The organism is Pseudomonas sp. OA65, from assembly GCF_017498305.1.
GTDB lineage: Bacteria > Pseudomonadota > Gammaproteobacteria > Pseudomonadales > Pseudomonadaceae > Aquipseudomonas > Aquipseudomonas zanjanensis.
The window spans coordinates 95,147-117,929 of record NZ_JAGDEZ010000016.1 but is presented as its reverse complement, the minus strand read 5'-3'; the positions used below and the strand labels follow the sequence as shown (position 1 = coordinate 117,929).

Sequence of the window (22,783 nt, the reverse complement as noted above, 5' to 3'; positions counted from 1 at the left end):
GACCGTTGCCCCGATTCTTGAGCGCGCGGCCGATCCCGTCCAACGAATAAAACCTTGGCTGGGTCATAAGAAAAATTTGATTGGGCAGAGCAGAGACAAGGAAATGACATTGCCTAAACTGAATGAACACAGTTGTGGCGAGGGGATTTATCCCCGCTGGGGCGCGAAGCGGCCCCCAACAAGGCCGCCTCATGCATCAGGCAGGATCATTCAATTGACTGCAATGGGGGGCTGCTTCGCAGCCCAACGGGGATAAATCCCCTCGCCACAACAGCTTGCGCGGTCAGTATCGGCTACAGCCCGCGCAGGTCGCGCTCTTCGATCGGCCGGCCCTGGCGCAGGCGCTTGCCGCCCAGCACCACCCAGTCGATCAGACGGAACAGGCATTCCAGGCCGAACGACAGCAACATCGCGCCGCTGATGCCCCAGATCATCGCTTCGGGGGTCAGCAGGATCTGGTAGCTGTAGCCGTTCCAGGTTTCCTTGCGGATGTCCGGATCGGCAGCCAGCGCCACTTGCAGCAGGCGGATGTACCACGGACCTTGCATGGCCTGGAATTGCTTGTCCAAGGCCTGCTGGCGCACGAGCAAGGTGTTCAGGCTGTCGGCGTCGCTGCGAAAGATCGGATCTTCGCTGGCGCGGTAATGGGCCACCAGCGCCTGCATGTCGCCCTTGAAGAACTGGTTGGCGGTGCCCTGGAAACCTTTCAGGCCGGTCTGCGCCTCGATCAGGTGAGCCTCGACCCGCTTGGCGTAATCATTGATGAATCCCGGCACCTGGACCCCAACCAACAGGCCCACCGCGAACAACACCAGCCGTAGATAACTGAGCAACATAGCGTGACGTCCTTATTCGGTCCGGCCGTGACTGACGCATTCGCCGCGTCGCCACAGGCTCCATTGGCCCGGTTCGTAGCGGGTCCAGGTTTCGTTTTCGGTCAAAGGCTCGGTGGCGATCACCGTGACCACGTCGTTGGGTGTGGTTTCCGCCTGGAAATCGACAATCACGTCCACATCCTTGAGCCGCGCCGGGCCGAACGGCGCGCGACGGGTGATCTGGGCCAGTTTGGTCGAGCAATAGCAGAACAGCCAGTCGCCATCGCTGAGCAGGCAATTGAACACGCCTTTGCTGCGGTATTCGGTGCAGGCCTCGATCAACGACGGCAGCAACTGTTCCACTTCCACCGGTTCGGGGAAGGCCTGGCGCACGCGGTTGAGCAGATCGCAGAAAGCCGCTTCGCTGTCGGTGTCGCCCACCGGGCGGTAGAAACTCACGCCCGGCTGGAAATCGGCGAGCTGGCCGTTGTGGGCGAAACACCAGTTGCGGCCCCACAACTCACGCACGAACGGATGGGTGTTGGACAGGCAGACCTTGCCGACGTTGGCCTGGCGAATATGCCCGATCACCACTTCGCTCTTGATCGGATAACGCTGCACCAGGTTCGCCACTTCCGATTCGCTGCTGGCGGCCGGGTCCTGGAACAGGCGCAGGCCACGGCCCTCATAGAAGGCGATGCCCCAACCGTCCCGGTGCGGCCCGGTCTTACCGCCGCGCTGCATCAGCCCGGTGAAGCTGAACACGATGTCGGTCGGCACATTGGCGCTCATGCCCAGTAACTCACACATGCTCGAACTCTCGCTTCAAGGGGCAGGCCTGCTTACAGGCGCGGTTCGATACGCGAACGCTGGGGATTGCTCGGCACGGGTGGGCGACCGTAACGGTCATCCCCGGCCACGCCGAATGGTGGCTCATCCTCCGGCTCATCGGCCGCAGCGGCGGCTTTGGCGGCGGCAGCCCTTTCCTTGCGCGCGTTGGCGGCCCGCTCGATGGGGAAGCGGATCAGCACTAAAATCAAGTAGAGGCCGAAGGCGATCATGCCGTACATGAGCAGGTCGGACGCCGCCCGCCAGACGTTGTTGCCGACCTTGAACAAGATGTCCAGGGCGACAATGGCCAAGGCCGGGGCAACCTTGTCCTTCACCGGGTCGACGACAGTGGGGCTGAACAGCAACACCGCCATCAGCAAGCGCAGCGGCTCACGCAACCAGCGCCACATCCAGCGCGTCATGCGCATCCACACCAGCAGGCAGCCCAGGGCGGCGAAGGCGTAGAGGCCCCAGGCGATCAGATAGTCATTCTCGGTCATGGTGTCCATGGCAAGGCAGGCAAAGAGACGCTTATAGTAACGGCTTTTCGCGCGTCAGGCTGCCCCGGCGTCTGGCGAATGGCCTGTGTGGTGGCTTCTGTCCAGGCCGCGTGTCCCTTTTCGTACAACGTTCGAGAGCCTTTCATGTCCCTATCTGCCCACGTTTCCAACGCCCCGATCGCCCGCAGGGACGCCGGTGTTGACCCGTACGCCTGGCTGCAGGAACGCGACACCGACGCCGTGCTCGACTACCTCAAGGCGGAAAACAGCTACCAGGAGGCGCAACTCGCCGATCAGGCCGAACTGCGCGAAACCCTGTTCCAGGAAATCAAGGGCCGGATCCTCGAGACCGACCTGTCGCTGCCCTCGCCCTGGGGCCCGTACCTGTATTACACCCGCACCACCGCCGGTGACGAATACCCACGCCATTACCGTTGCCCGCGCCCGACCGACGACAGCCTGACCGTGGACGAAAGCCACGAACAACTGCTGCTGGACCCGAACACGTTGGCTGGCGGCGGTTTCTTTGCCCTGGGCGCCTTCAGCATCAGCCCCGACCACCAGCGCCTGGCCTACAGCCTGGACACCACGGGCGATGAGATCTACACCCTGTTCGTGAAGGAGTTGTCCAACGACAAGGTCAGTGAACTGTCCTTCGACAATTGCGACGGCAGCATGACCTGGGCCAACGACAGCCTGACGCTGTTTTTTGGCGAATTGGACGACACCCACCGCCCCCACAAACTCTGGCGCTATCGCCTGGATGGCACGGCCGCCGAAGAAGTGTTCCATGAGCCGGACGGACGTTTCTTCCTGCATTGCTATCGTTCGAGCTCGGAAAAGCAGTTGATCCTGTCCCTCGGGAGCAAGACCACCAGCGAAGTCTGGGTATTGGACGCCGCACAACCGCAACAGCCCTTCACCTGCCTGGCACCACGGGTGGAAAACCACGAATACGACGTCGACCACGGCCTGCTCGATGGCCAATGGACCTGGTTGATCCGCAGTAACCGCGACGGGATCAACTTCGCCCTGTATCAGGCCGCCGACACCGGCGTGGCACCAACCGAGGCCGACTGGCAGAACCTGATCCCCCACAGCGACACGGTGATGATCGATGGCCTGAGCCTGAACGCCGGGGCCATGACCTTGAGCCTGCGCGAAGGCGGCCTGCCGATCATCGAGGTGCATCCCCAGGGTTTGCCGGCGTATCGGGTGCAACTGCCGGACGCGGCCTACAGCCTGCATGTGCAGAACAGCCTGGAATTCATCAGCGATCGCATTCGCCTGCGCTACGAGGCCTTGAACCGTCCGGCGCAGATCCGTCAGTTGGACCTGGCCAGCGGCGCCCAGGTGGTGCTCAAGCAAACCCCGGTGCTGGGGCCGTTCGATGCCGACGCCTATGTCAGCCAGCGGCTCTGGGCCACGGCGCCGGACGGCACCCAGGTGCCCATCAGCCTGGTGGTCAGGCGCGAAGACCTCGGCCGGCCGGTGCCGCTGTACCTGTACGGCTACGGTGCCTATGGCGAAAGCCTCGACCCATGGTTTTCCCATTCGCGGCTGAGCCTGCTCGACCGCGGCGTGGCGTTTGCCATCGCCCATGTCCGCGGCGGCGGCGAGCTGGGGGAAGCCTGGTATCGCGCCGGCAAGCAGGAACATAAGCACAACACGTTCAGCGATTTCATCGCCTGTGCCGAACATTTGATCGCCAACGGTTTTACCACCGCCGAGCAACTGGCGATCAGCGGCGGCAGCGCCGGTGGCCTGCTGATCGGCGCGGTGCTCAACCAACGCCCGGAGTTGTTCAAGGTGGCAATTGCCGAAGTGCCGTTCGTCGATGTGCTCAACACCATGCTCGACCCGGACTTGCCGCTGACGGTCACCGAATACGACGAATGGGGCAATCCAGAGGAGCCGGACGTTTATGATCGGATCCGGGCCTACGCCCCATACGAAAACGTCAGCGCCCAGGCGTACCCGGCGCTGCTGGTGATCGCCGGCTACAACGACAGCCGCGTGCAGTACTGGGAAGCGGCCAAGTGGGTGGCGAAATTGCGCGCCACCAAGACCGACGACAACCCCCTGCTGCTCAAGACCGAACTGGGCGCCGGCCACGGCGGAATGAGCGGGCGCTACCAGGGATTGCGTGACGTAGCGCTCGAATATGCATTTGTCTTGAAGGTTTTGGGGGTGGTCTGAGGAACTCTGTGGGATGGCCGGGTCTTAGCTGCATGCGCATGGCCTTGCTGTAACCCAGCCCAATGTGGGAAAGGCTTTGTGGGAGCAAGGCTTGCCCGCGATGGCATCGGCTTGATCTGACAGACAGAACTGAGTCGCCTGTATCGCGGGCAAGCCTTGCTCCCACAAAAGATAAAAGCCTGTCCCAGAGGTCTGCTTACACCCGGGCCAAACTGTACCTGCAACAAACACAAGAAAAAGACCGTGCCAACATGTCAGAACCGACCTTACTGAACAAAGAAATCCGCGACTGGCTGATGGACTGCGGCCTGTTCGACCAGTTGCTGCCTGTAGACTTCGCCGCGGCGTCGGGCTATTTCAGCATCAGCGCTATCGCCGAGGGCGAAGCGATTTTCCGCGAGGGCGATGCCGGCAGCTTCATGTGCATCATCCACACCGGCCAAGTGGCCGTGCAGAAAACCGGCCCCGACGGCCAACCCGTGACCATCGCTACGCTGCGCAGCGGCCGGGCCTTCGGCGAAATGGCCGTGCTCGACGGTGAACGGCGCTCGGCCAGTTGCATCGCCGCCAGCGATTGCCAGTTGCTGAACCTGGGCAAGGACTCCCTGGAAAAAATGCTCAACGACGCCCCAAAGATCGCCGCCAAGATCATCCGCGCCCTCGCCGTCTCCCTGTCCAAGCGCCTGCGCATGGCCGATGGGCAGCTGTTGTCGCAGCAGGTCTGACCGCACCTCTATCAGCTGAAACACAGAACCTGTGGGAGCGAGCCTGCTCGCGAAAGCGGTGGACCAATCAACATAAATGCTGGCTGATCCGACGCTATCGCGAGCAGGCTCGCTCCCACAGGTTTGTGCCTCAGTTGTTTCATCGACTGGCTTCATATCTACCCACCCGGCGACTTGGCCTTCACCGGCTTCGGCTCCATGCCCGGTATCGGCTGGTCCTTGGGCGGCTTGGGCATTTCGATCGGCGGCAGCAAGGGCGGCCCACCATTTCCCGGGCCGGCCTTGGGCACGCCGTTGGGCGTGACCGGCGGATAGGGCATGGGGGTAGCGGTGCCCGGCGACCCGGGGATGCTCGGCGGGTTGACCGGAATCGTCGGTTGTTGAGCCTGGGCGCAACTTATTGAGAGCGCCGCCAGGGCAATGGCCGTTAGAATGATGCACTTCATCAATGGCTCCGTGGCTATTGTCTGCTTTAAGGCTAGTCGTTACCGCGCCGGTCTGCCCTCCTACGAGATCTCCATGAAACGTTTCGTTCTGCTCGACACCACGCCCATTCCTGACAACGGCGGTGCCCTGTGCCTGTTCGAGTACGGCGAAGATTTCGTCATCAAGATCCAGGGCGGCGACGGCGGGCAGTTGATGAACACCCGCATGCACGGTTCCGAAGACGCCCTGGCAGAGATTCCTTGCCGCAAGGTCGCCGGTCGTCCTGGCTCGCGCGTGCTGATCGGCGGCCTCGGCATGGGCTTCACCCTCGCCTCGGCCCTCAAGCACCTGGGCAAGACCGCCGAAGTGGTGGTGGCCGAGCTGGTGCCCGGCGTGGTCGAGTGGAACCGTGGTCCCCTGGGTGAAAAGGCCGGGCGGCCGCTGGCGGACCCACGCACGGTGATCCGCATGGAAGACGTGGCCAAGGTGCTGCAAGCCGAACCCCAGGGGTTCGACGCGATCATGCTCGATGTCGACAACGGCCCGGAAGGCCTGACCCAGAAAGCCAATAGTTGGCTGTATTCGGCCGGTGGCCTGGCCGCCTGCGCCAAGGCCCTGCGGCCCAAGGGCGTGCTGGCGGTGTGGTCGGCCAGCGCTGACCGGCAGTTTTCCGACAAGCTGAAGAAGGCCGGCTTCAAGGCCGAAGAGGTGCAGGTGTTCGCCCATGGCAACAAAGGCACCCGCCACACCATCTGGATTGCCGAGAAGCTCAAGGGCTGAGCTAAACTCTGTCCAACCGTCATTAGTCTTTTCTACAAAGGTGAACCCATGAGTTCGTCAACGCCACCGTCCAACACCGCCAAGCTGGACCGCATCCTCGCCGATGCCCAGCGCGACCGGGAGATGGGCTACCGCGACAAAGCCCTGAAAATGTACCCCCATGTCTGTGGCCGCTGCGCCCGTGAGTTTTCCGGCAAGCGCCTGAGCGAACTGACCGTTCACCACCGCGACCAGAACCACGACAACAACCCGCAGGACGGTTCCAACTGGGAACTGCTGTGCCTGTACTGCCACGACAACGAACACTCGCGCTACACCGACCAGCAATACTTCGGCGACGGCTCCCTGAGCACCCCGAAGATCGCCAAGGCGACCCACAACCCCTTCGCCGCGCTGGCCGGGTTGATGAAGAAAGACGAGTAATCCAGCCAAGTGACGAGCCCCGCTTTGTGGGAGCAAGGCTTGCCCGCGATGAAGCCAATGCGGTCTTTCAGGAACCGAGGCGCCTATTTCGCGAGCAAGCTTTGCTCCCACAGATTTTGTGAACGCCGAAAATCCACTGTGGGAGCGAGCCTGCTCGCGAAGGCGGCCGACCATGCACCACACATCTCGAACCTGACCACCCTCCCCCATTCCCCGTATAATCGCGCCTTTTCCCCAAAGGCACCCCGCCCGTGGCCAACAAACGCTACAGCTGCATCGGTCTGTTCAACCCCAAGTCCCCGGAAAACGTCGGTTCGGTCATGCGTGCCGCCGGTTGCTACGGCGTGGCGTCGGTGTTCTACACCGGCAAGCGCTATGAGCGCGCCGCCGACTTCGTCACCGACACCAAGAAAGTCCACTACGACATCCCGCTGATCGGTATCGACGACCTGAAGAAAATCCTGCCCCTGGGCTGTGTGCCGGTGGCCGTGGAACTGGTGGAAGGCGCTCGCCCACTGCCCGAATACACCCACCCGGACCGGGCGCTGTACATCTTCGGCCCGGAAGACGGCTCGCTGGACAAGGACATCCGTGATTGGTGCGAAGACGTGATCTATATCCCCACCAACGGCTGCATGAACCTGGCCGCCACCGTCAACGTCGTGTTGTACGACCGCATGGCCAAGGGCAACAACACCCGTTCGGGGCCGCAATTCCGCTGATCGGTGCAACATTCGATTGAACAAGGCAATCGCTCAGGCAGTCAGCTTTATACCAATCCCCACACTGGAGACAGACCATGAGCGATAACAATCCGTTCGAGCCGATTGAGCGCACCCCTTTCCAATCCCATCCACCACAGAATGTGCACGGCTGGGAACGCATTGGCTCGTTGGCCGGCGGTGTGCTGATGATGGGCAAGGGTTTGCGCCGTGGTGGGGTGATCGGCCTGGCTCAACTGGCGATCGGCGGCATGGCACTGGCGCGGGGCATCACCGGGCATTGCTCGGCCAAGAGCCTGCTGGAAAAGAATCGCCAGAACCTGGACAACGCCCGCGCCCGCATCGAGCAGGCCGGCGAGGAGCTGAGTCGCCTGAAGGCCAACGCCGAGGCGGCGACTGGCACGGCTACGGTGACGGGGAATGATTCGTTGAATTCGCCGAAGGTTGGGCTCTGATTTTTGCAGTACCGCTGATGGCCTCATCGCGAGCAGGCTCGCTCCCACATTGATCGAGTCATGCACAAATAATCTGTCCACTGAAGATCCAGTGTGGGAGCGAGCCTGCTCGCGATGGCGATGTCACTGAAGTAACTGGGTATCCAGCACAGTGGAAGCCCCACCCAAAACACTTTCACTGAGTTGTACAAACTCCTCGGTATCAACTGTCTCCAGGCGCATCGCCCCCTGCAACACATCATCCAGCGAACGCTTGTTATGGGTCTTCAGGCGAATCTCGCGGTCCAGTTCCTGCAACAGCAATACCGCCTTGGCCACGGCCGCCGGGCTGATCTGCTCGCCGCGCAACGTGGTGACGCCCTTGCTGTCGTGGGCGAGCCGGTCGTTCAAGGCGTGGTAGCGCTCATCGCTCAAGCCGCCGGCGCGGCGCAGCAGTTCGACCGCGTAATACTCGGTCAGCCCCTCACTGATCCAATCGCTACGGTCCTGATCGTTGACCCGGGCCAGTGCCTGCACCAACTCCCGCAACAACGGGCTGCTGCCCCGCTCGCTGACCAGCGGCGGACGGCTGTGCAGGTAAATCGAGTCATGGCCGGCCTGAGCGCCACGCCACAACGGATCGCCGGCGCCAACAATCAGCAACTTGGCCGGATGGCGCGGCACCAGCGCTTGCACCTGCGGCCAAACGAACGTCAGCAGCGTCAGCACGTCCATCCGGCGCATGCCCTGGCCCCGGGGCGAGGCCACCGTCACTTCGGTTTCGCCCAGGCGCGTGCGGCGACTGCCCAGCTTGCCGGCGAGCATCCAGCCCGTGGGGCGGTCGAACAGGCGCGCGGGGTTGTCGATGCGGAAGCGTTGCTTGCCGATACGCGGCCAAGGGGTCTCGATGCTTTTCCAGCCGTCAGGCAATTCAACCTCAAGACGTGCCACCAGTTCGATGCCGTCCTGCTGATCGAGCTTGGCCGACGGCACGAGATCATCCCCGCGCAGCAACGCCCAGGTCGGGGTCATGCGGGTTTCGAAGGTGGCGTTCTTGCGGGCATGGCTGATGCGCACGCGGTAGCTCAGGCTCGCCTTGTCCGCGGCCGGACGCCAGACACCACGGGCCTCTTTGCCTGGGGTGAGCTGCCAGTGGCCGTCGGCCTTGAAATCGCTGTAGCGACTGCCGTCACCGAGGTCGAAATCCAGGCTGCGCACCGCCGAGCCCCGGGCCAGGGTCAGGCGCACTTCGGCCTGATCGCTCTGGGGCAACAGGTGCACGTGATAATCCAGATCGACTTTCTGCGCCGCCCACAGCGGCCCGCACACCGCCAGCAGCCCGGCCGCCAGTATCCGTTTCAATCCTGCAGCCATGGGTTCTCCCAGGTGGCGCGCCGCCCGGTGGTTCAGCCGGCGCGAAAAATCAGATGATCTTCCCAGTCGTCTTCCGGCACGCTGCCTTCGGCCAGCATACGTCCAGACTGGGAAATGCGTTCATGGTGCACGGCATCGCGATCGCCACAGACCAGGTGGTGCCACAACGGCAAGTCCTTGCCCTCGCTGACCAGCCGATAACCGCAGGTCGGCGGCAGCCATTTGAACTCATCGGCCTTGCCCGGGGTGAGCTGGATACAATCGGGCACGAACTCACGACGGTTGAGGTAGTCGGTGCACTGGCAGGTTTTCAGGTCCAGCAGTTTGCAGGCGATGCGGGTGTAGTAGACGCTGTTGTCATCTTCGTCTTCGAGCTTTTGCAGGCAGCACAGGCCACAGCCGTCGCACAGCGATTCCCATTCCTGGGGATCGAGCTGATCGAGTGTCTTGCGTATCCAGAACGGTTCAACTTTGGCGGCCATGGTTCGAGCATCAACATCAGGTGGTGAAAAGGCCGACAGTCTAGTGCCGGGGCCTCTTGAGGCCAAGCATTGGCGACTGTCGGTATACAGGGGCTTGTCAGGCCGGGCGGCGGGACGTAGGTTGCTTGATTGTCTTTCCACACTCGAGCCAGGTAAGCCCATGAGCGCCAACTCCCGCATTGCCGATTACGCGATCCATCCCCAGTTCATCGAACGCTGGTCGCCCCGCGCCTTTACCGGCGAAAACATTGCCGAAGAAACCTTGCTGAGCTTCTTCGAAGCCGCACGCTGGGCCCCTTCGGCCTACAATTCCCAGCCTTGGCGTTTCCTGTACGCACGCCGCGACACGCCGAACTGGGAGCGTTTCCTGGGCTTGCTCAACGAGTTCAACCGCGGCTGGGCCCAACACGCCTCGGCGCTGGTGATCATCGTCTCGAAAACCACCTTCGCGGTGCCCGGCGCCACCGAGGAAACCCCGGCGCAGAGCCACACCTTCGACACCGGCGCGGCCTGGGGCCACCTGGCGCTGCAAGCCAGCCTCAGCGGCTGGCACACCCATGGCATGGCCGGTTTCGACCAGGAACTGACCCGCAAGGAACTGAAGATCCCGCAAGGCTACGCCCTGCACGCCGCCGTGGCGATCGGCAAGCTGGGGGACAAATCGACCCTGGCCGAATACCTCCAGGCCCGCGAAGTCCCAAGCCCACGCCGGCCGCTGAGCGAACTGGTGGCAGAAGGTGATTTCACCCTGTAACCCCTTTTATGCTCACTAAAATAACCACTGTGGGAGCGAGCCTGCTCGCGATGGCGCCAGATCAGCCACTTCGATGGCGACTGACACACAGCTATCGCGAGCAGGCTCGCTCCCACAATGGGTTCTGTGGCGAACGCATTTTTTGTGGCCACTGAAAAATCACTGTGGGAGCGGGCTTGCTCGCGATAGCGGAGTATCAGTCAGCATAAATGTTGAATGTACCGGCCCTTTCGCGAGCAAGCCCGCTCCCACAGTTTGATCGAGGATGGCTTCAATAGCCCCGGCTGAAATCCACTTCACCACGCAGTGCTTCGCCCGCCTGATAGGCCCGCAGGTTATCCAGGAACAACTGCGCCATCATCGGTGGCGAAGTCGGTGCCGAACTGTGGCCGGTCAGCAGCAGGCCCCAGGCGGTCCAGAACGGATGGCGCTGCGGCAGCGGCTCCTGGCGACAGACGTCGATCACCGCGCCGGCCAGGTGCCCTTCCTTCAGGGCTTGCACCAGGTCTGCATCCACCACTGCCACGCCGCGGCCAACGTTGATAAACAACCCGGTCGGTTTGAATTGCTTGAACAGCGCGGCGTCGTAGATGTCATGGGTTTCCGGCGTGTTGGGCAGCAGATTGATCACGTAATCCACCTCGCCCACCAGCCGCGGCAGATCCTTCAGTGCCCCGACCTCAATGAACGGCGCCATTTCCCTGGCTTCGCTGGCGATGCCGTACAGCTGCACGCCGAACGGCACCAGGAACTGCGCCACACGCTGGCCGATGTCCCCCGTCCCGACGATCAACACCTTGCGTCCAGCCAGGCCTTGCCCCTGGCGGTTGTCCCACTTGCGCTCGACCTGGCTGACCAACCGGGCCAGCACTTCGCGCTCGTGGCCGAGCATGTAGGTGAGCACGTACTCAGCCATCACCTGGCCGAAAATGCCCACGGCGCGGGTCAGGCGGTAATCGCGGCTCAGGCCATCGGCCAGCAGCGGCGTGATGCCCGCCCAGGTCGATTGCAACCAACGGGGCTGGTGGCCTTGACGCAACAAGGTGGCCAGCAGATCAGGCTGGCCGAGCCAGACCGGGCAATCGGTGGCCAGTCGCGACAGTTCGGCGGAATCGCCGCTGGTCAGGACTTCAATATCGGGTGCAGCCTGACGCAAAAGCTGGGCATACACCGCGTGATCGTGTTCGGCAATCAGAACGCGCATGAATCAAACCTTTCAAAAACAGTGCAGACGACCGCCGGCAGAGTGTCGCTCTATCCTTGCGATCATCGTCAATAAATCATTCCGTTTTTCAAGAAGCGCCCAGGACAGGCGCCTCCAATACCATCAGACCGGGTCGTTGCGGCGCAGCAACTCTTCGGGCAAATGCTCGATGTACTCGTCCTCGGCCGGCGGCATCTGCAAGTGATAGCCCTGGGTGTCGAGGTTTTCCAGCACCTTGTTGATGTCTTCCCGGGACAGCTCACGCTCGGGGCTCAGCACCAGGTCAAAGGCGTGGATCGCCTTGCCGAAGGCGGCCATCAATGGCTCGGGCACACGCTTCAAGGCATCGCTCTTGAGCACATACAAGTACATCTCGTTTTTCTTCGAGCTGCGGTAGATGGAGCAGATACGTTTCAAGGCTGTTCTCCGGCAGTGGCCAGGCTGTCGAGCAGCGCCTGGCCCATCAACTCGCGGCGCCAGCCACGCAGCGAATCGGGCAATTGGTAAGGGCCCTCGGGAAAGCCGCTCTTGATCAGCGCTTCGAGGGTTTTCTTGCGCAGCATCAGCTCCGGGGCAATGCCCAGGCGCTCGGCTTCAGCCTGCCCCAGCGCCCGCAGGCGCTTGACCAGGGTCGCGGCCTCGATGGGCAACGGCTCGGCCACGGCCGGCGGCCATTGCTCGGGCGGGATGCTGGCGGCGCGCTGGATCAGGTCCAACAGAAACTGGCCGTCCTGGCGCACGGTACGCGGGTGCATGTCTTCGATTTTCGCCAGCGCGCCGAGGTTATCCGGCTGGGTGCGAGCCAGGGGCCACAGCGAATGCTCGCGGATGATGCGGTTGCGCGGCAGGTCACGGGCCCGTGCCTCACGTTCACGCCAGGCGCACAGCTCGCGCAGCACGGCCAATTGGGCGCGGGACAGTTTCCAGGCCAGCTTGGCCTCGCGGTAGACCTCGTACGGGTCGACCTCGCGACGCAGGTTGGCCACCAGTTCGGCGCCATCCTCCAAGACCCAGTTGTATTTTTCGTCAGAAAGCTTTGGCCGCAGTTGTACGAAAACTTCTGCCAGATGCACCGCATCCTCCGCCGCATAGCTGATTTGCGTCTCGGACAGGGGCCGTTGCAACCAATCGGAGCGGGTCTCGCCCTTGGGCAGCTCGATGCCGAGTACTTCCTGCACCAGCCGCGAGTAACCCATGGAGAAACCCAGGTTCAGGTAAGCGGCGGCCAATTGGGTATCGAACAGCGGCGCGGGCAGGCTGCCAGTCAGGCGTAGCAGCACTTCAAGGTCTTCGCTGCAAGCGTGCAATACCTTGAGCACCGCCGGGTTTTCCAGCAGCGCGGCCAACGGTTGCCAGTTGTCGATGGTCAAGGGGTCGATCAGGTAGGCACGTTTGCCGTCGCCGATCTGCAATAAGCCAGCAATGGGATAAAAGGTGTCGACCCGCATGAATTCGGTGTCGAGGGCGACGAATGGCAACTGCTGCCACTCGGCGCAAAACTGACCGAGGCTATCGTTGTCGCGAATCCAGTGAATATCGATGGCCACACGGCTCTCCCTTGAAGAATGGCGCGCAGTATATATCGCCGCTGGCGATTGCGAGCATCCATAGAGCAGCTGTCTGAGAGAAATCGCCTGCGAGAAAGCAAGAATAGTCCTACATCAAGAATTAACCGGTCTTACGCAATACATAAACACGCGTCAGCGCAAAACCGGGTAGGAAATCCTGATACCAAAGCACGCTGAAACCCGCCTGGCGAAACTCGGCTTCGACATCGGCCTTGTCGGCCGGGCTGCGTTGCGGCACCTGGCCCATCTTGAGACGCCCTTCGATTTTCACCGAAACGATGACCGTGTCGCGACTTACCCGATGAAACTCGCGCAGCAGCGCCAGGCGATGCTCGCTGGCGCGGAGGTGGCGAAACAGTTGCAAACAGAAAATGCAATCCACTGCGTTGGCCGACAGCCCAAGGGTGAAGGCGGAACTCGGGAAGGTCTTGACCCGCTGGAGCAACGCGTCGCCATGGTGGGTCAGCGCGTGTTCGAGCATGTCCGGCGACGGGTCCGCCGCCAGGATCACCCGGTTGGCATGCTCGGCCAGCACCGGCCAGAACCGTCCTGCCCCACAGGCCACGTCCAGCACCAACCCCGGCTCGCCCGCCACCTTGAGGGCATTGCGCACCATTTGTTCGTCGCGCCAGAACGCCAGGCGCAAGCGGCGAGGCGCCGGTCGGCAGCACACCTGCGCATGTTCCTGGTCATGCTGCCTGGCGAACTCAAGCTCGATCGTGGATGGGGGTAACCCGGACATACAAACGGCTCTTGGAAAAAGTCTGGATGACAGGTTAACCAACCCCGCGTGAAAAAAAGGTCCAGGCGCTCACTGCCGTGCCAGGACACCGTCAATTACCGCGCCGCGACAATTGGCGAACAGGTCCAGGTCGCGGTTGTAGACCTGGCTGTTGACTTCCAGCAACCCAAGCATCGAGTGAAACAGGTTGTCCTGGCTCAAGGGCTTTTCACGACTCAGTTGCAGGCAATGGGTGTCGACCGAAAAGGACTTCTGGTAGCTGTCGGAGAACCAGGCCAGCATCGCCACGCGTTTCTGTTGTTCCGGGGCGAGCATGTAGGGCGTGCCATGGAGAAACAGGTTGTACTCGCCCAGGGACTCGCCATGGTCCGACAGGTACAGCATGGCCGTGTCGACCTTGTCCTGGTTGGCCCGTAGCAGATCGATCAGAGTCGACAGCACATGATCGGTGTACACCAGCGTGTTGTCGTAGCCGTTGACGATGCTCTCGCGGCTGCAATTGTTCAGCGCATTGCTTTCGCACACCGGCGTGAAATGCTCGTACTCCTTGGGGTAGCGCTTGAAATATTCCGGCCCGTGGCTGCCCATCTGGTGCAACACCAGCACCGTGTCCTTATCGAGGGTGTCGATGAAATGCTGCAGTCCCTGGAGCAGGATCTCATCGCGGCACTCACTGTTGGCGCACAGCGTCGGGTCCTTGAGGTTGCTGACATCCTGCAGCGTGACGCGGTCGCAGGTGCCCTTGCAGCCAGATTGATTGTCCCGCCAGATCACCTCCAGCCCGGCGCGCTTGAGCACATCCAGCAAGCCCTCCTCATTCTTGGCCTTGCTGGCGTCGTAGTTCTTGCGGCCCATGTTGGAAAACATGCAGGGCACCGACACGGCGGTCTCGGTGCCGCAGGAATGCACGTCGGTGAAGGCGATCAGGCCGGCCTCCTTGTCCAGTGTCGGCGTGGTATCGCGGTTATAGCCGAGGATGCCGAAGTTCTCGGCCCGGGCACTCTCGCCCACCACCAGAACGGTCAGGGACTTGCGGCCGTGGGTTTGCCACGCCGGGTTGCGCCTCGCGTCCTCGCCCAAGGTGATGAACGGCTGTTTGGCCGACGCGACCTGCTCACGCAAATACCCAAGCGAGGCGCCGATGTAATTGCTCGGTACGACCATCAAGCGCAACTCGTGGTGGTTGCGAAACAGTGACGACAAACCTTGGTAGTTGACCAGGGCAACCACGCCGATCACGGCGGCCGAGGCCACGCCGACCAGCAACTTGCTTAATAACTCCTTTGGCCAACGACGGTAGTTGATCGGCGTCTTGAACAACAACCAGCACGGCAAGACACCCAATAAGCCGATATAGACAAACAACTTCAACGACAACAGATCACGGACTTCCGTGGCATTGGTTTCAGCGAAGTTGCGCAACATGCCCGCATCGATCAAGACGCCGTATTGGGCCATGAAATACGCCACGCCGGCACTGATCAAGAACAACAGCATCAACACCGGCTTGAGCAGCGGGCGGAAGGCTACGAGGGTCAGCACCAGATTGAACGCGCAGAAAATCATCAGGCCAAACGCCACGCACATCAGCAGGCCCCGAGCGTCCGCCGTCGTGATCGCCAGCAAGTGTTGCCAGAGCACGAGGTTGAAGCCCACTAACAAAAAGGCACTGGCGGCCAGCGTCACCCACTCGGGGCGCACGGCTTTAATAGTCAGCATGATGATTGAGGGTTTCCTGAAGTTGCTCTTTGAAAAAGAAGTGCCGCAGGAAACATGTGAAAAATGTTTTCTACGGCAACACAAACTTTAGGTAGCCCACCATCAATTTTTCGTGAAAAAGTTGCTGGTAAATAATTATTTAAGCGGCAAGCTGCAAGTCCTATCGGCTTGAAGCTTGAAGCTTAAGGCTTGCAGCTGCTGCTAAGCCCGCTTCAGATACCAACGCCAGTCCTGCTCGCCGACTTCCCCCATGAACTGCCGGTATTCGGCGCGCTTGACCGCCAGATAAACACCCAGGAACGCCTCGCCAAACGCTCCCCGCGCCCAAGTCGAAGCTTCGAGGGCGCGCAGGGTGGTGAGCCAGTCGGTGGGCAGCCGTTCGGTCGCTTGGGCGTAGCCGTTGCCTTCCACAGGTTTCCCGGGATCGCACTGTTCACGCAGGCCGTGATGGATGCCGGCCAATATCGCCGCGGCCGCCAGGTAAGGGTTGGCATCGGCGCCGCAAATACGATGCTCGATGTGCCGCGAGAACGCCGGGCCGCCCGGGACCCTCAGGCTCACGGTGCGGTTGTCCACGCCCCAGGTGGCGGCCAGCGGTGCGTAGCTGTTGCTTTGGAAGCGCCGGTAGGAATTGGCGTTCGGGCAAAACATCAACAACGAATCGAGCAAGGTATCGAGCATCCCGCCCACGGCATGGCGCAACAGTGGCGTACCGTCGCCGGCTTCACTGGCAAACAGGTTGTGGCCATCGCGGTCGGCCAGGCTGACATGCATGTGCAGGCCGGAGCCCGCCAAGTGCTCGAACGGCTTGGCCATGAAACACGCCTGCATGCCGTGCTTGTGGGCCACGCCCTTGACCAGTCGTTTGTAGCGCACCGCTTCATCCATGGCTTGCAAGGCATCGCTGCGGTGTTCAAGGGTGATTTCCACTTGTCCCGGAGCGTATTCGGAGATCGCGGTCCGCGCCGGAATGCCTTGTAGCTTGCACGCGGCGTACAGGTCGGCGAGAAACGGCTCGATCTGCTCCAGTTCGCGCAAACCATAGACCTGGGTGGCGCGCGGTCGACCACCGTCAGCGTCCCGCGCCGGTTGCGGCCGGCCTTGGGCGTCGCGCTGTGCGTCCAGCAGATAAAATTCCAACTCCGCCGCCATCACCGGGTAAAAACCGTCGGCCTGCAGGGCATCGATCACCTGGCCGAGCAGATAACGCGGATCGGCGATGGTCGCTGGCATGCCTTCCTGGGGATGCATGCTGACCTGCACCGCGGCGGTGGGAATCAATCGCCACGGCATGCGTTGCAAGCTGCCGCTGAGGGGATAGGCGCGGCAATCGATGTCACCGACATCCCACACCAGCCCGGAATTTTCCACATCATCGCCATTGAGGGTCAGCCCGAGAATCGTACTGGGCAGCGGCCGGCCACTTTCATAGACCGCCAGCAACTCGTCCCGATGCAACAATTTGCCCCGGGGCACGCCGTTGTTATCGAGAATGAACAACTCGAACAACTCGATATCGGGGTTCTGCGCAAGGAACGCCTGGGCGTGTTGCACGGGTGCGAAAGACATCTTGGCAAGGCTCATGAGAAGACTCGTATTTCCGTGTCGGACGGGCGATCACGCGCCGTCAGTCTGTGCTCGCCATCGAGCGAGCACCGTAAAGGTTCAACAGGAAAAACGAGTGTCCGGAGGACGCGCATGGCGACAATGCCAGAGCGCCCAAAAAGCCAGCTCGGAGGGCAGCGCACTAAGGGAGGGGGCGACGGCAGGCGTGCACCTGCCGACCGGATCGACTGCGGCGAATGGAGGGTATTGCACTGCCTGGGGCCAAGCGTCCATGAGCGCATCACAGGAAACACATCGGGCAAGCGTCCCACGGCATTCTGGACAATTAAACCTGGATTTGATGGAGCTTGGATCGCAGCGAACTAAACATAACAAACGGATCGATCGTTGATCGACACGTCGTGTTCCCTACACTATTTGTCCCGTTCCCGACCATGAAAGCGCCTGCCTGGCATTCTCTTGGTACCATCGTTCCGTTAGGATCGTCAGCCTGGTTTGCGCAAGATCCGCGCAAGGAAGCAGAGTGAGAGACAGAACGGATGCTGAACAGTAACGCCCTCAGAAAGCTCGACATGCAGGACCTCATGGTGTTTAGCGCCGTGTACGAGCAAAGCAGTGTCACCGGTGTGTCCGAGGCCTTGTGCGTCAGCCAGTCAACCGTCAGTTATTGCCTCAAGAAACTGCGAACCTGTTTCGAAGACGAACTGTTTATCAACACCCGCACCGGCATGCGCCCCACTTGCAAGGCCGAGGGCATGTACAACCATGTGCGCGCCATTTTACAAAGCATCAACCTTTGCCATGCCGGTGCGCCGAGTTTCGATCCGACCCGGCAAGCCGTTACCTTCAACATCTGCGCACCAGAATATTTCGAACACCTGATCCTGCCGCAATTGCTGCAAAGCTTCGACTACGCCAATTTGCCGGTGGTGGTGAATGTGCATAAGCTCGAAGCTGACATTCCCGCCGAGGAATTGCGCGACGGCAGCCTGGACTTGGTGATCTGCTTCGGCCCGAACGTTCACCGCAACCATGCCGATTTCAAATCCCGGCAGTTGCTGGAGGAAGATCTGGTCTGCGTGGTGGACAAACGGGCGACGCCACTTGAGCCGCAACTGAGCCTTCAATCTTTCGTACAGCGCCGACACGTGTTTGCGACGCCTTGGGCGTCAGTGAGCAACAGGGTGGACGGCTGGCTGTCGCGGCAGGGCCATCACCGGCAAATCGCCGCGCGCGCCAACAGCTACAGTGCCGCGCTAAAGATGATCACCGGCACTGACTTCATCCTGACCCTGCCCCGCCGCATCCAGAAACTGCTGGCCAATGAGGCGATCTTCAATCACCACGAAGCGCCCAAGGGCTTGCCGGGGTTGACCTTGGACATGCAGTGGAGCCCGGCCCTCGATCAGGACAGTGCCAACGCCTGGCTACGCGAACAGATCATCAAGGCCTGCGCCCACACAACGCCTGCGCGTCATTGACCGATCAAGGCCTTGGCATAAGGCTCGCGGTCGATGTCGAGGATCTCCACGCACAGTTGCACACTGACTTCGGCCGGCCATGGCCCCAGGTCCTGGATCACCGCCAGCAGGCTTTCAGCCAATTGCTTCTTGATTTCCGGCGAGCGGCCGCTGAGCAGGGCCAGCTTCACGTGCACGAAACCCCGTTCGCCCATCCCTGTACCCACCCGGAACGTCTCCAGTTTCACGGCCCGGCTCTTGATGTCGTGCTCGGCGGAAAATTGACCGGAGGCCACCAGCGCATTGTTCAGGCGCAGCAGTGCCACTTCGGCCTTCAGCTCGGGCAGGTTGGCGGTGTACTCCATGTGCAGGTGAGGCATTGTGTTCGACTCCGATTCGAAAAATATGACAAGGGGATTTCCAGCCGCCACAACCTTACCTCGACTTCATTCGTTCAGGCAGATTTTGTTTCAGTGCGGGCCGGTATCAAGGTTGTGCCAAGGGCCCGCGTTCCCCCATGAAAGCCTCCAGCCGCGACCGCAACCAGCGCTCGGCCGGGTCACTGTCGACATGACTCAGCCAGACCATGGACAAGTCCAGGGTTGGGGTCTTGAAGGGAAAGGGTTCGTTGAACAGCTGCCCCGAGGCCGCCATGGCGGCAGCGGTATAGTCCGGCAGGCTGGCGATCAGGTCCGTGCCGGCCAGCAACGCCGGCAATGCGCTGTATTGCGGCACCGACAGCACGACCTGGCGCTTGCGCCCGATCTCGGCCAGCCATTCGTCAGCGAACCCGGCGACGTTGGCGGTATGGGACACCAGCACATGAGGCCGCGAGCAGTATTCGTCCAGGGTCAGCGGCGTGTCCGACGCATCGGCGCGCAACACGCGGGGTTGGATGTGGCGCAACAGCTTGCGCTTGGCGTTGGCCGGCAGGCCACGCGTCTGGCTGATGCCCACGGTGATGTCGCCCGAGGCCAGCAAATCGGGGATGCGCCAGTAATCGACATGCTGGACCACGAACACGATTTGTGGCGCCTCTTGCCGCAGGCTGCTCAACAGGGGCGGCAACAGGCCGAACTCGACGTCGTCCGACAGGCCGATGCGGAATGTCATGGCGCTGTTGGCCGGATCGAAATCGTGGGTCAGGCTCAACGCTACCGACAGCGAATCGAGCGCCGGCGAGAGGTGCTGGATGATTTCCTCGGCCCGGGCCGTCGGTTCCATGCGGTGGCCGACGCGAATGAACAGCGGATCGTTGAACATCTTGCGCAGACGATTGAGGGCCGAGCTGATGGTCGGTTGGCCCAGGAACAGTTTTTCCGCCACCCGTGTCACGTTGCGCTCAAGCATCAACGTTTCGAACACCACCATCAGGTTGATGTCGGCCTTGCGCAATTCGTTGCGGTTCATCCATTGCCCCTCGATCCCTTGATGGGGTGCAGTGTAGAAACGCTGGGGGTTGTGCGTCTATGCGCTAAACGTCCAGTCGCCTGCTTTTGTGGCGAGGGAGCTTGCTCCCGCTCGGTTGCGCAGCAACCGCAAAATATTGGGGCCGCTTCGCAGCCCAGCGGGAGCAAGCTCCCTCGCCACAATGAGTAAGCCGTAGTGAAGTGGAAAACTACCTCACGGTCAGCGATTTCAATCCCAACGCCATGACGCGCTCGTCACTCCCCAACCCTAGCGCCTTGGGACTGATGGCATCGGGCAAATGGAACCGCACCCGCACTCGCCCATCCGCGCCCATCGTTTCACGAATAGCTGCCGTCACGGGCAGTTCCAGGGTGTTGTCCTGCAGTCGGTTGAACTGCGTCGCCAGCACCGCAACGCCGTTGATCGAGACCTCCACCCGCTGGCGCGTGTGCGAGGGCTGCACGAACGCCGCGGCTTCGATCGAGAGGGCACGCGCTTCTGGCGGTATGCGTAAAACAACCTCAGCCTCAGTCCCTTCCGACCAAGTGCCCCAATCCTCGACCCGTCCCCAGCCATCGGCCAACATCGCATTGATTCGGCTGAACACTTGGCGCTCGCCGAGCTTGACCTGCAGGTCCAGCGTCTCGTCAGCAAACGGAGGGCATTGGGTGCATGTCTTCCAGCCCGGCGCCAGCACCACCAGGCCATCGATACGGGTCAACAGGTCGGTCTGGCGATTGACGGTTTTCGCTGCCTGGAACGCGGCGCCAGGGTCGAGGATGTACAGCGAATCCGCGGCGTACTGGCCGCTGGCAAGCATCTGCTCGGCGTGTCGCTGGGCGCGCTCGATCGCCCGGTCACTCATGCGTCCCAGGTACACGCCATCGGTTTCCAGGCCGTGCGTCAGGGCGTATTGGCTGGTCAGCAGCCAGTTGTCCGGCTGGTTCTGCGGCACTAGCGTGCGAACTTTCGAATAATGACCGGCCGCACTGGCCCAGAACGGATCAGTCAGGGGCGTAGGCCAACTCGAAGCCGCCGGCGTCATCCGGCTCTGGCGCAGGCCGGCCCATCCCGCGCGGGTATCCAGGACCTGCACCACCAGGGCCACGGCCAGCAGACACGTCGCCGTCCGTGGTTGATTGCCGCGGATCACCAGGAAAATCACCGTAAATACGATGGCGTAGAACACCGGCCAAAACATCCGACCGGCCGCGCGAAAGACGTTTGCCAGGAGTTCAAGGGGTTTGGGCAGCCAGTAATGCACGTTCTGCATGCCGATGCCGAGATGGTTGGTCAGCGAAAACAATGTCAGCCCGATCAATGCCCACAACAACAGGCGCCTGTGACGCACGGCATTCGCCAAACCGGTGTTGCCTTGCAGCAATGCCACGCCGGCGCAGATCGCCAGCATGAGGACGCCCAATCCCAGGTAATTGAAACCTTCGTAGTCCCCGGGTCCCTGAGGCATATCGCGCAAGGTGTAGGACCAGCCGCTCGGGTTGACCAGCGACATCACATTCAGGCGATACAAGCCAAAACCGCCCGCCACGGTCCCGCCCCCCACGCTGAAATAACCCGCCTGCCAACAACAGAACGCCACCAGTAAAAACAAGCCACCCAGCTCGATCAAGGCATCACGCCGGGGCAACCGTCCCTTCGTGGCCTGGCTGGCCAGGTCGGCCAGCCAGATCAACGCCACCATGGCCAGCAGGTAGGCATGCACCAGCGCGGTGGCGGCCAACAGCACGCCCCAGGCCAGCCGCCGCTTTTGCAAGCCAGGCCGCAGCGCCAGGTACAGGGCCGCCAGGATCAGGAAATGCCCGGACAGCGACAAGTGCCCGCCCATGCGCAGAAACATCGGCGGCGAAAACACAAATAACCCAGTACCCAACAGCCTGATCCACAGCGACGGCGTCAGCAGTCCGACGAGTTTCCAGGCGAACCAGGCCTGCAGGACGAAACAGGTCAGCAACCACAGGCCAAAATACTGGAACGTCTCGGGAAGCCAGGCGTTGAAGGGTTTGAACAAGAACGCCAGCAACGGATTGGAGTCGGAAAAAATGATGCCGTTGCCCAACTCCAGACCATAGGAAGGGTTCATGCCCAACGGAAAGGTCCAGGGTGAACTGCGGAAAAACGCCCAGCCCATGTAATGGGTCGCCGCATCGCCCTCCCCCAGCCAGGCGATGTTGGTCGAATCCAGCACCCGAGGACCGATCACCAGCAGAAACGCCAGCGCGCCCAACAATATGGGCAACAAGGAAGCCGGGAAACGCTGACTACGAACGGTCATCGATACGTCCAGAAATTATGCAGGATGAAGGTGTACACCGGGATGATCAGCGCCACGGCCATGATGCCCGCGAGGTAACCCAGGCCGACGCTCTGGGCCACCCAGGCCACCAGCATCGCGAGCCCGAATCCGCCGATCGAGACCACCACGAAACGGCCGAGAGTCCGGCCATGCAAACGGCTGGAAAAACTCCAGAGGGTGTTGATCAGGTACGACACCACGGTCGCCACGACAAAGGCGAAACCATTGGCCAATGGCGGGTTGGCCAGGATCAGGTGCACGAACAGCACGGCCGCCACCACGTGGACGCCAGTGACGAGCAGGCCGGTCATGGCAAAACGCAAGGCACGTCGCAG

Annotated in this window: 24 protein-coding genes; 8 read left to right on the top strand and 16 right to left on the bottom strand. The window is 61.7% G+C overall.

The features are described 5' to 3' along the window. Positions 1–293: 293 nt before the first annotated feature. Genes J3361_RS15980 through J3361_RS15970 form a run of 3 tightly spaced genes read right to left on the bottom strand, consistent with a single transcriptional unit; the run spans position 294 to position 2,155 of the window. Positions 294–836 (bottom strand): DUF2937 family protein, encoded by a 543-nt coding sequence (locus J3361_RS15980; RefSeq protein ID WP_207965392.1) that lies wholly within the window; start codon positions 834–836, stop codon positions 294–296. 12 nt (positions 837–848) lie between these two features. Next, the gene (locus tag J3361_RS15975; RefSeq protein WP_053120116.1) at positions 849–1,625 is read right to left on the bottom strand and encodes a class II glutamine amidotransferase; all 777 of its coding nucleotides are present in this window, start codon (positions 1,623–1,625) and stop codon (positions 849–851) included. 32 nt (positions 1,626–1,657) lie between these two features. Further along, complete coding sequence (locus J3361_RS15970) at positions 1,658–2,155, bottom strand: MFS transporter (protein ID WP_207965391.1); 498 nt, start codon at positions 2,153–2,155, stop codon at positions 1,658–1,660. 135 nt (positions 2,156–2,290) lie between these two features. Between J3361_RS15970 and J3361_RS15965 the strand changes: the two genes are divergently transcribed. Together J3361_RS15965 and J3361_RS15960 are read left to right on the top strand one after the other, a co-directional pair. Next, a complete protein-coding gene (locus J3361_RS15965; RefSeq protein WP_207965390.1) occupies positions 2,291–4,345 on the top strand; it encodes a S9 family peptidase in 2,055 nt (684 codons plus the stop codon). Between the two features lie 251 nt (positions 4,346–4,596). Further along, complete coding sequence (locus tag J3361_RS15960) at positions 4,597–5,070, top strand: cyclic nucleotide-binding domain-containing protein (RefSeq protein ID WP_014337065.1); 474 nt, start codon at positions 4,597–4,599, stop codon at positions 5,068–5,070. Between the two features lie 158 nt (positions 5,071–5,228). Here the strand turns inward: J3361_RS15960 and J3361_RS15955 are convergent, their stop codons facing one another. Next, the gene (locus J3361_RS15955; protein ID WP_207965389.1) at positions 5,229–5,516 is read right to left on the bottom strand and encodes a hypothetical protein; all 288 of its coding nucleotides are present in this window, start codon (positions 5,514–5,516) and stop codon (positions 5,229–5,231) included. Between the two features lie 73 nt (positions 5,517–5,589). Between J3361_RS15955 and J3361_RS15950 the strand changes: the two genes are divergently transcribed. From J3361_RS15950 to J3361_RS15935, 4 genes are all read left to right on the top strand, one after another. Next, positions 5,590–6,276, top strand: coding sequence for a hypothetical protein (locus J3361_RS15950; protein ID WP_018607541.1), 687 nt, complete (start codon positions 5,590–5,592; stop codon positions 6,274–6,276). Positions 6,277–6,324: 48 nt separating this feature from the next. Further along, positions 6,325–6,699 (top strand): YajD family HNH nuclease, encoded by a 375-nt coding sequence (locus J3361_RS15945; protein ID WP_207965388.1) that lies wholly within the window; start codon positions 6,325–6,327, stop codon positions 6,697–6,699. Positions 6,700–6,950: 251 nt separating this feature from the next. Then, positions 6,951–7,421, top strand: coding sequence for an RNA methyltransferase (locus tag J3361_RS15940; RefSeq protein WP_030141187.1), 471 nt, complete (start codon positions 6,951–6,953; stop codon positions 7,419–7,421). 77 nt (positions 7,422–7,498) lie between these two features. Then, the gene (locus tag J3361_RS15935; protein ID WP_186704574.1) at positions 7,499–7,876 is read left to right on the top strand and encodes a DUF2892 domain-containing protein; all 378 of its coding nucleotides are present in this window, start codon (positions 7,499–7,501) and stop codon (positions 7,874–7,876) included. A 123-nt stretch (positions 7,877–7,999) separates the two neighbouring features. On the opposite strand, the gene J3361_RS15930 is transcribed toward J3361_RS15935, so the two are convergent. Beyond that, positions 8,000–9,229 carry a hypothetical protein gene (locus J3361_RS15930; RefSeq protein ID WP_207965387.1) on the bottom strand — a complete coding sequence of 410 codons (1,230 nt, stop codon included), beginning with the start codon at positions 9,227–9,229 and terminating at the stop codon, positions 8,000–8,002. Positions 9,230–9,261: 32 nt separating this feature from the next. After that, a complete protein-coding gene (locus J3361_RS15925) occupies positions 9,262–9,711 on the bottom strand; it encodes a YcgN family cysteine cluster protein (protein ID WP_207965386.1) in 450 nt (149 codons plus the stop codon). Between the two features lie 160 nt (positions 9,712–9,871). Here J3361_RS15925 and J3361_RS15920 point away from each other — a divergent pair, with 160 nt between their 5' ends. After that, positions 9,872–10,465: a nitroreductase family protein gene (locus tag J3361_RS15920; RefSeq protein ID WP_207965385.1), complete on the top strand. Its 594-nt coding sequence runs from the start codon at positions 9,872–9,874 to the stop codon at positions 10,463–10,465. Between the two features lie 271 nt (positions 10,466–10,736). Here J3361_RS15920 and J3361_RS15915 read toward each other — a convergent pair whose 3' ends face one another. From J3361_RS15915 to J3361_RS15890, 6 genes are all read right to left on the bottom strand, one after another. Continuing rightward, positions 10,737–11,669, bottom strand: coding sequence for a D-2-hydroxyacid dehydrogenase (locus tag J3361_RS15915; RefSeq protein ID WP_207965384.1), 933 nt, complete (start codon positions 11,667–11,669; stop codon positions 10,737–10,739). Positions 11,670–11,792: 123 nt separating this feature from the next. Beyond that, a complete protein-coding gene (locus J3361_RS15910) occupies positions 11,793–12,086 on the bottom strand; it encodes a YcgL domain-containing protein (RefSeq protein WP_053120094.1) in 294 nt (97 codons plus the stop codon). Next, positions 12,083–13,216: a ribonuclease D gene (gene rnd / locus J3361_RS15905; RefSeq protein WP_207965383.1), complete on the bottom strand. Its 1,134-nt coding sequence runs from the start codon at positions 13,214–13,216 to the stop codon at positions 12,083–12,085. The genes J3361_RS15910 and rnd overlap by 4 nt, the downstream gene beginning before the upstream one ends. Before the next feature lie 121 nt (positions 13,217–13,337). Next, positions 13,338–13,979, bottom strand: coding sequence for a class I SAM-dependent methyltransferase (locus J3361_RS15900; RefSeq protein WP_207965382.1), 642 nt, complete (start codon positions 13,977–13,979; stop codon positions 13,338–13,340). Between the two features lie 69 nt (positions 13,980–14,048). After that, complete coding sequence (locus tag J3361_RS15895) at positions 14,049–15,698, bottom strand: phosphoethanolamine--lipid A transferase (RefSeq protein WP_207965381.1); 1,650 nt, start codon at positions 15,696–15,698, stop codon at positions 14,049–14,051. A gap of 201 nt (positions 15,699–15,899) precedes the next feature. Further along, complete coding sequence (locus J3361_RS15890) at positions 15,900–17,267, bottom strand: glutamine synthetase family protein (protein ID WP_207965402.1); 1,368 nt, start codon at positions 17,265–17,267, stop codon at positions 15,900–15,902. A 536-nt stretch (positions 17,268–17,803) separates the two neighbouring features. Between J3361_RS15890 and J3361_RS15885 the strand changes: the two genes are divergently transcribed. Further along, positions 17,804–18,745 (top strand): LysR family transcriptional regulator, encoded by a 942-nt coding sequence (locus J3361_RS15885; protein ID WP_207965380.1) that lies wholly within the window; start codon positions 17,804–17,806, stop codon positions 18,743–18,745. On the opposite strand, the gene J3361_RS15880 is transcribed toward J3361_RS15885, so the two are convergent. From J3361_RS15880 to J3361_RS15865, 4 genes are all read right to left on the bottom strand, one after another. Continuing rightward, positions 18,739–19,104, bottom strand: coding sequence for a 5-carboxymethyl-2-hydroxymuconate Delta-isomerase (locus J3361_RS15880; RefSeq protein ID WP_207965379.1), 366 nt, complete (start codon positions 19,102–19,104; stop codon positions 18,739–18,741). The genes J3361_RS15885 and J3361_RS15880 overlap by 7 nt on opposite strands. A gap of 106 nt (positions 19,105–19,210) precedes the next feature. After that, complete coding sequence (locus J3361_RS15875; protein ID WP_186704563.1) at positions 19,211–20,134, bottom strand: LysR family transcriptional regulator; 924 nt, start codon at positions 20,132–20,134, stop codon at positions 19,211–19,213. 208 nt (positions 20,135–20,342) lie between these two features. Further along, positions 20,343–22,427, bottom strand: a complete 2,085-nt coding sequence (locus J3361_RS15870; RefSeq protein ID WP_207965378.1) for a DUF6311 domain-containing protein — start codon at positions 22,425–22,427, stop codon at positions 20,343–20,345. Further along, on the bottom strand, positions 22,424–22,759 hold the full coding sequence (locus J3361_RS15865) for a GtrA family protein (RefSeq protein ID WP_207965401.1): 336 nt from the start codon (positions 22,757–22,759) through the stop codon (positions 22,424–22,426). The genes J3361_RS15870 and J3361_RS15865 overlap by 4 nt, the downstream gene beginning before the upstream one ends. Positions 22,760–22,783: the final 24 nt, after the last annotated feature.

What these genes read in the sequence shown, in the direction of transcription:
- J3361_RS15980 (WP_207965392.1), bottom strand. Translation starts at nt 836, where the DNA reads ATGTTGCTCAGTTATCTACGGCTGGTGTTGTTCGCGGTGGGCCTGTTG.
- J3361_RS15975 (WP_053120116.1), bottom strand. Translation starts at nt 1,625, where the DNA reads ATGTGTGAGTTACTGGGCATGAGCGCCAATGTGCCGACCGACATCGTG.
- J3361_RS15970 (WP_207965391.1), bottom strand. Translation starts at nt 2,155, where the DNA reads ATGGACACCATGACCGAGAATGACTATCTGATCGCCTGGGGCCTCTAC.
- J3361_RS15965 (WP_207965390.1), top strand. Translation starts at nt 2,291, where the DNA reads ATGTCCCTATCTGCCCACGTTTCCAACGCCCCGATCGCCCGCAGGGAC.
- J3361_RS15960 (WP_014337065.1), top strand. Translation starts at nt 4,597, where the DNA reads ATGTCAGAACCGACCTTACTGAACAAAGAAATCCGCGACTGGCTGATG.
- J3361_RS15955 (WP_207965389.1), bottom strand. Translation starts at nt 5,516, where the DNA reads ATGAAGTGCATCATTCTAACGGCCATTGCCCTGGCGGCGCTCTCAATA.
- J3361_RS15950 (WP_018607541.1), top strand. Translation starts at nt 5,590, where the DNA reads ATGAAACGTTTCGTTCTGCTCGACACCACGCCCATTCCTGACAACGGC.
- J3361_RS15945 (WP_207965388.1), top strand. Translation starts at nt 6,325, where the DNA reads ATGAGTTCGTCAACGCCACCGTCCAACACCGCCAAGCTGGACCGCATC.
- J3361_RS15935 (WP_186704574.1), top strand. Translation starts at nt 7,499, where the DNA reads ATGAGCGATAACAATCCGTTCGAGCCGATTGAGCGCACCCCTTTCCAA.
- J3361_RS15930 (WP_207965387.1), bottom strand. Translation starts at nt 9,229, where the DNA reads ATGGCTGCAGGATTGAAACGGATACTGGCGGCCGGGCTGCTGGCGGTG.
- J3361_RS15925 (WP_207965386.1), bottom strand. Translation starts at nt 9,711, where the DNA reads ATGGCCGCCAAAGTTGAACCGTTCTGGATACGCAAGACACTCGATCAG.
- J3361_RS15920 (WP_207965385.1), top strand. Translation starts at nt 9,872, where the DNA reads ATGAGCGCCAACTCCCGCATTGCCGATTACGCGATCCATCCCCAGTTC.
- J3361_RS15915 (WP_207965384.1), bottom strand. Translation starts at nt 11,669, where the DNA reads ATGCGCGTTCTGATTGCCGAACACGATCACGCGGTGTATGCCCAGCTT.
- J3361_RS15900 (WP_207965382.1), bottom strand. Translation starts at nt 13,979, where the DNA reads ATGTCCGGGTTACCCCCATCCACGATCGAGCTTGAGTTCGCCAGGCAG.
- J3361_RS15895 (WP_207965381.1), bottom strand. Translation starts at nt 15,698, where the DNA reads ATGCTGACTATTAAAGCCGTGCGCCCCGAGTGGGTGACGCTGGCCGCC.
- J3361_RS15890 (WP_207965402.1), bottom strand. Translation starts at nt 17,267, where the DNA reads ATGTCTTTCGCACCCGTGCAACACGCCCAGGCGTTCCTTGCGCAGAAC.
- J3361_RS15885 (WP_207965380.1), top strand. Translation starts at nt 17,804, where the DNA reads ATGCTGAACAGTAACGCCCTCAGAAAGCTCGACATGCAGGACCTCATG.
- J3361_RS15880 (WP_207965379.1), bottom strand. Translation starts at nt 19,104, where the DNA reads ATGCCTCACCTGCACATGGAGTACACCGCCAACCTGCCCGAGCTGAAG.
- J3361_RS15875 (WP_186704563.1), bottom strand. Translation starts at nt 20,134, where the DNA reads ATGAACCGCAACGAATTGCGCAAGGCCGACATCAACCTGATGGTGGTG.
- J3361_RS15870 (WP_207965378.1), bottom strand. Translation starts at nt 22,427, where the DNA reads ATGACCGTTCGTAGTCAGCGTTTCCCGGCTTCCTTGTTGCCCATATTG.
- J3361_RS15865 (WP_207965401.1), bottom strand. Translation starts at nt 22,759, where the DNA reads ATGACCGGCCTGCTCGTCACTGGCGTCCACGTGGTGGCGGCCGTGCTG.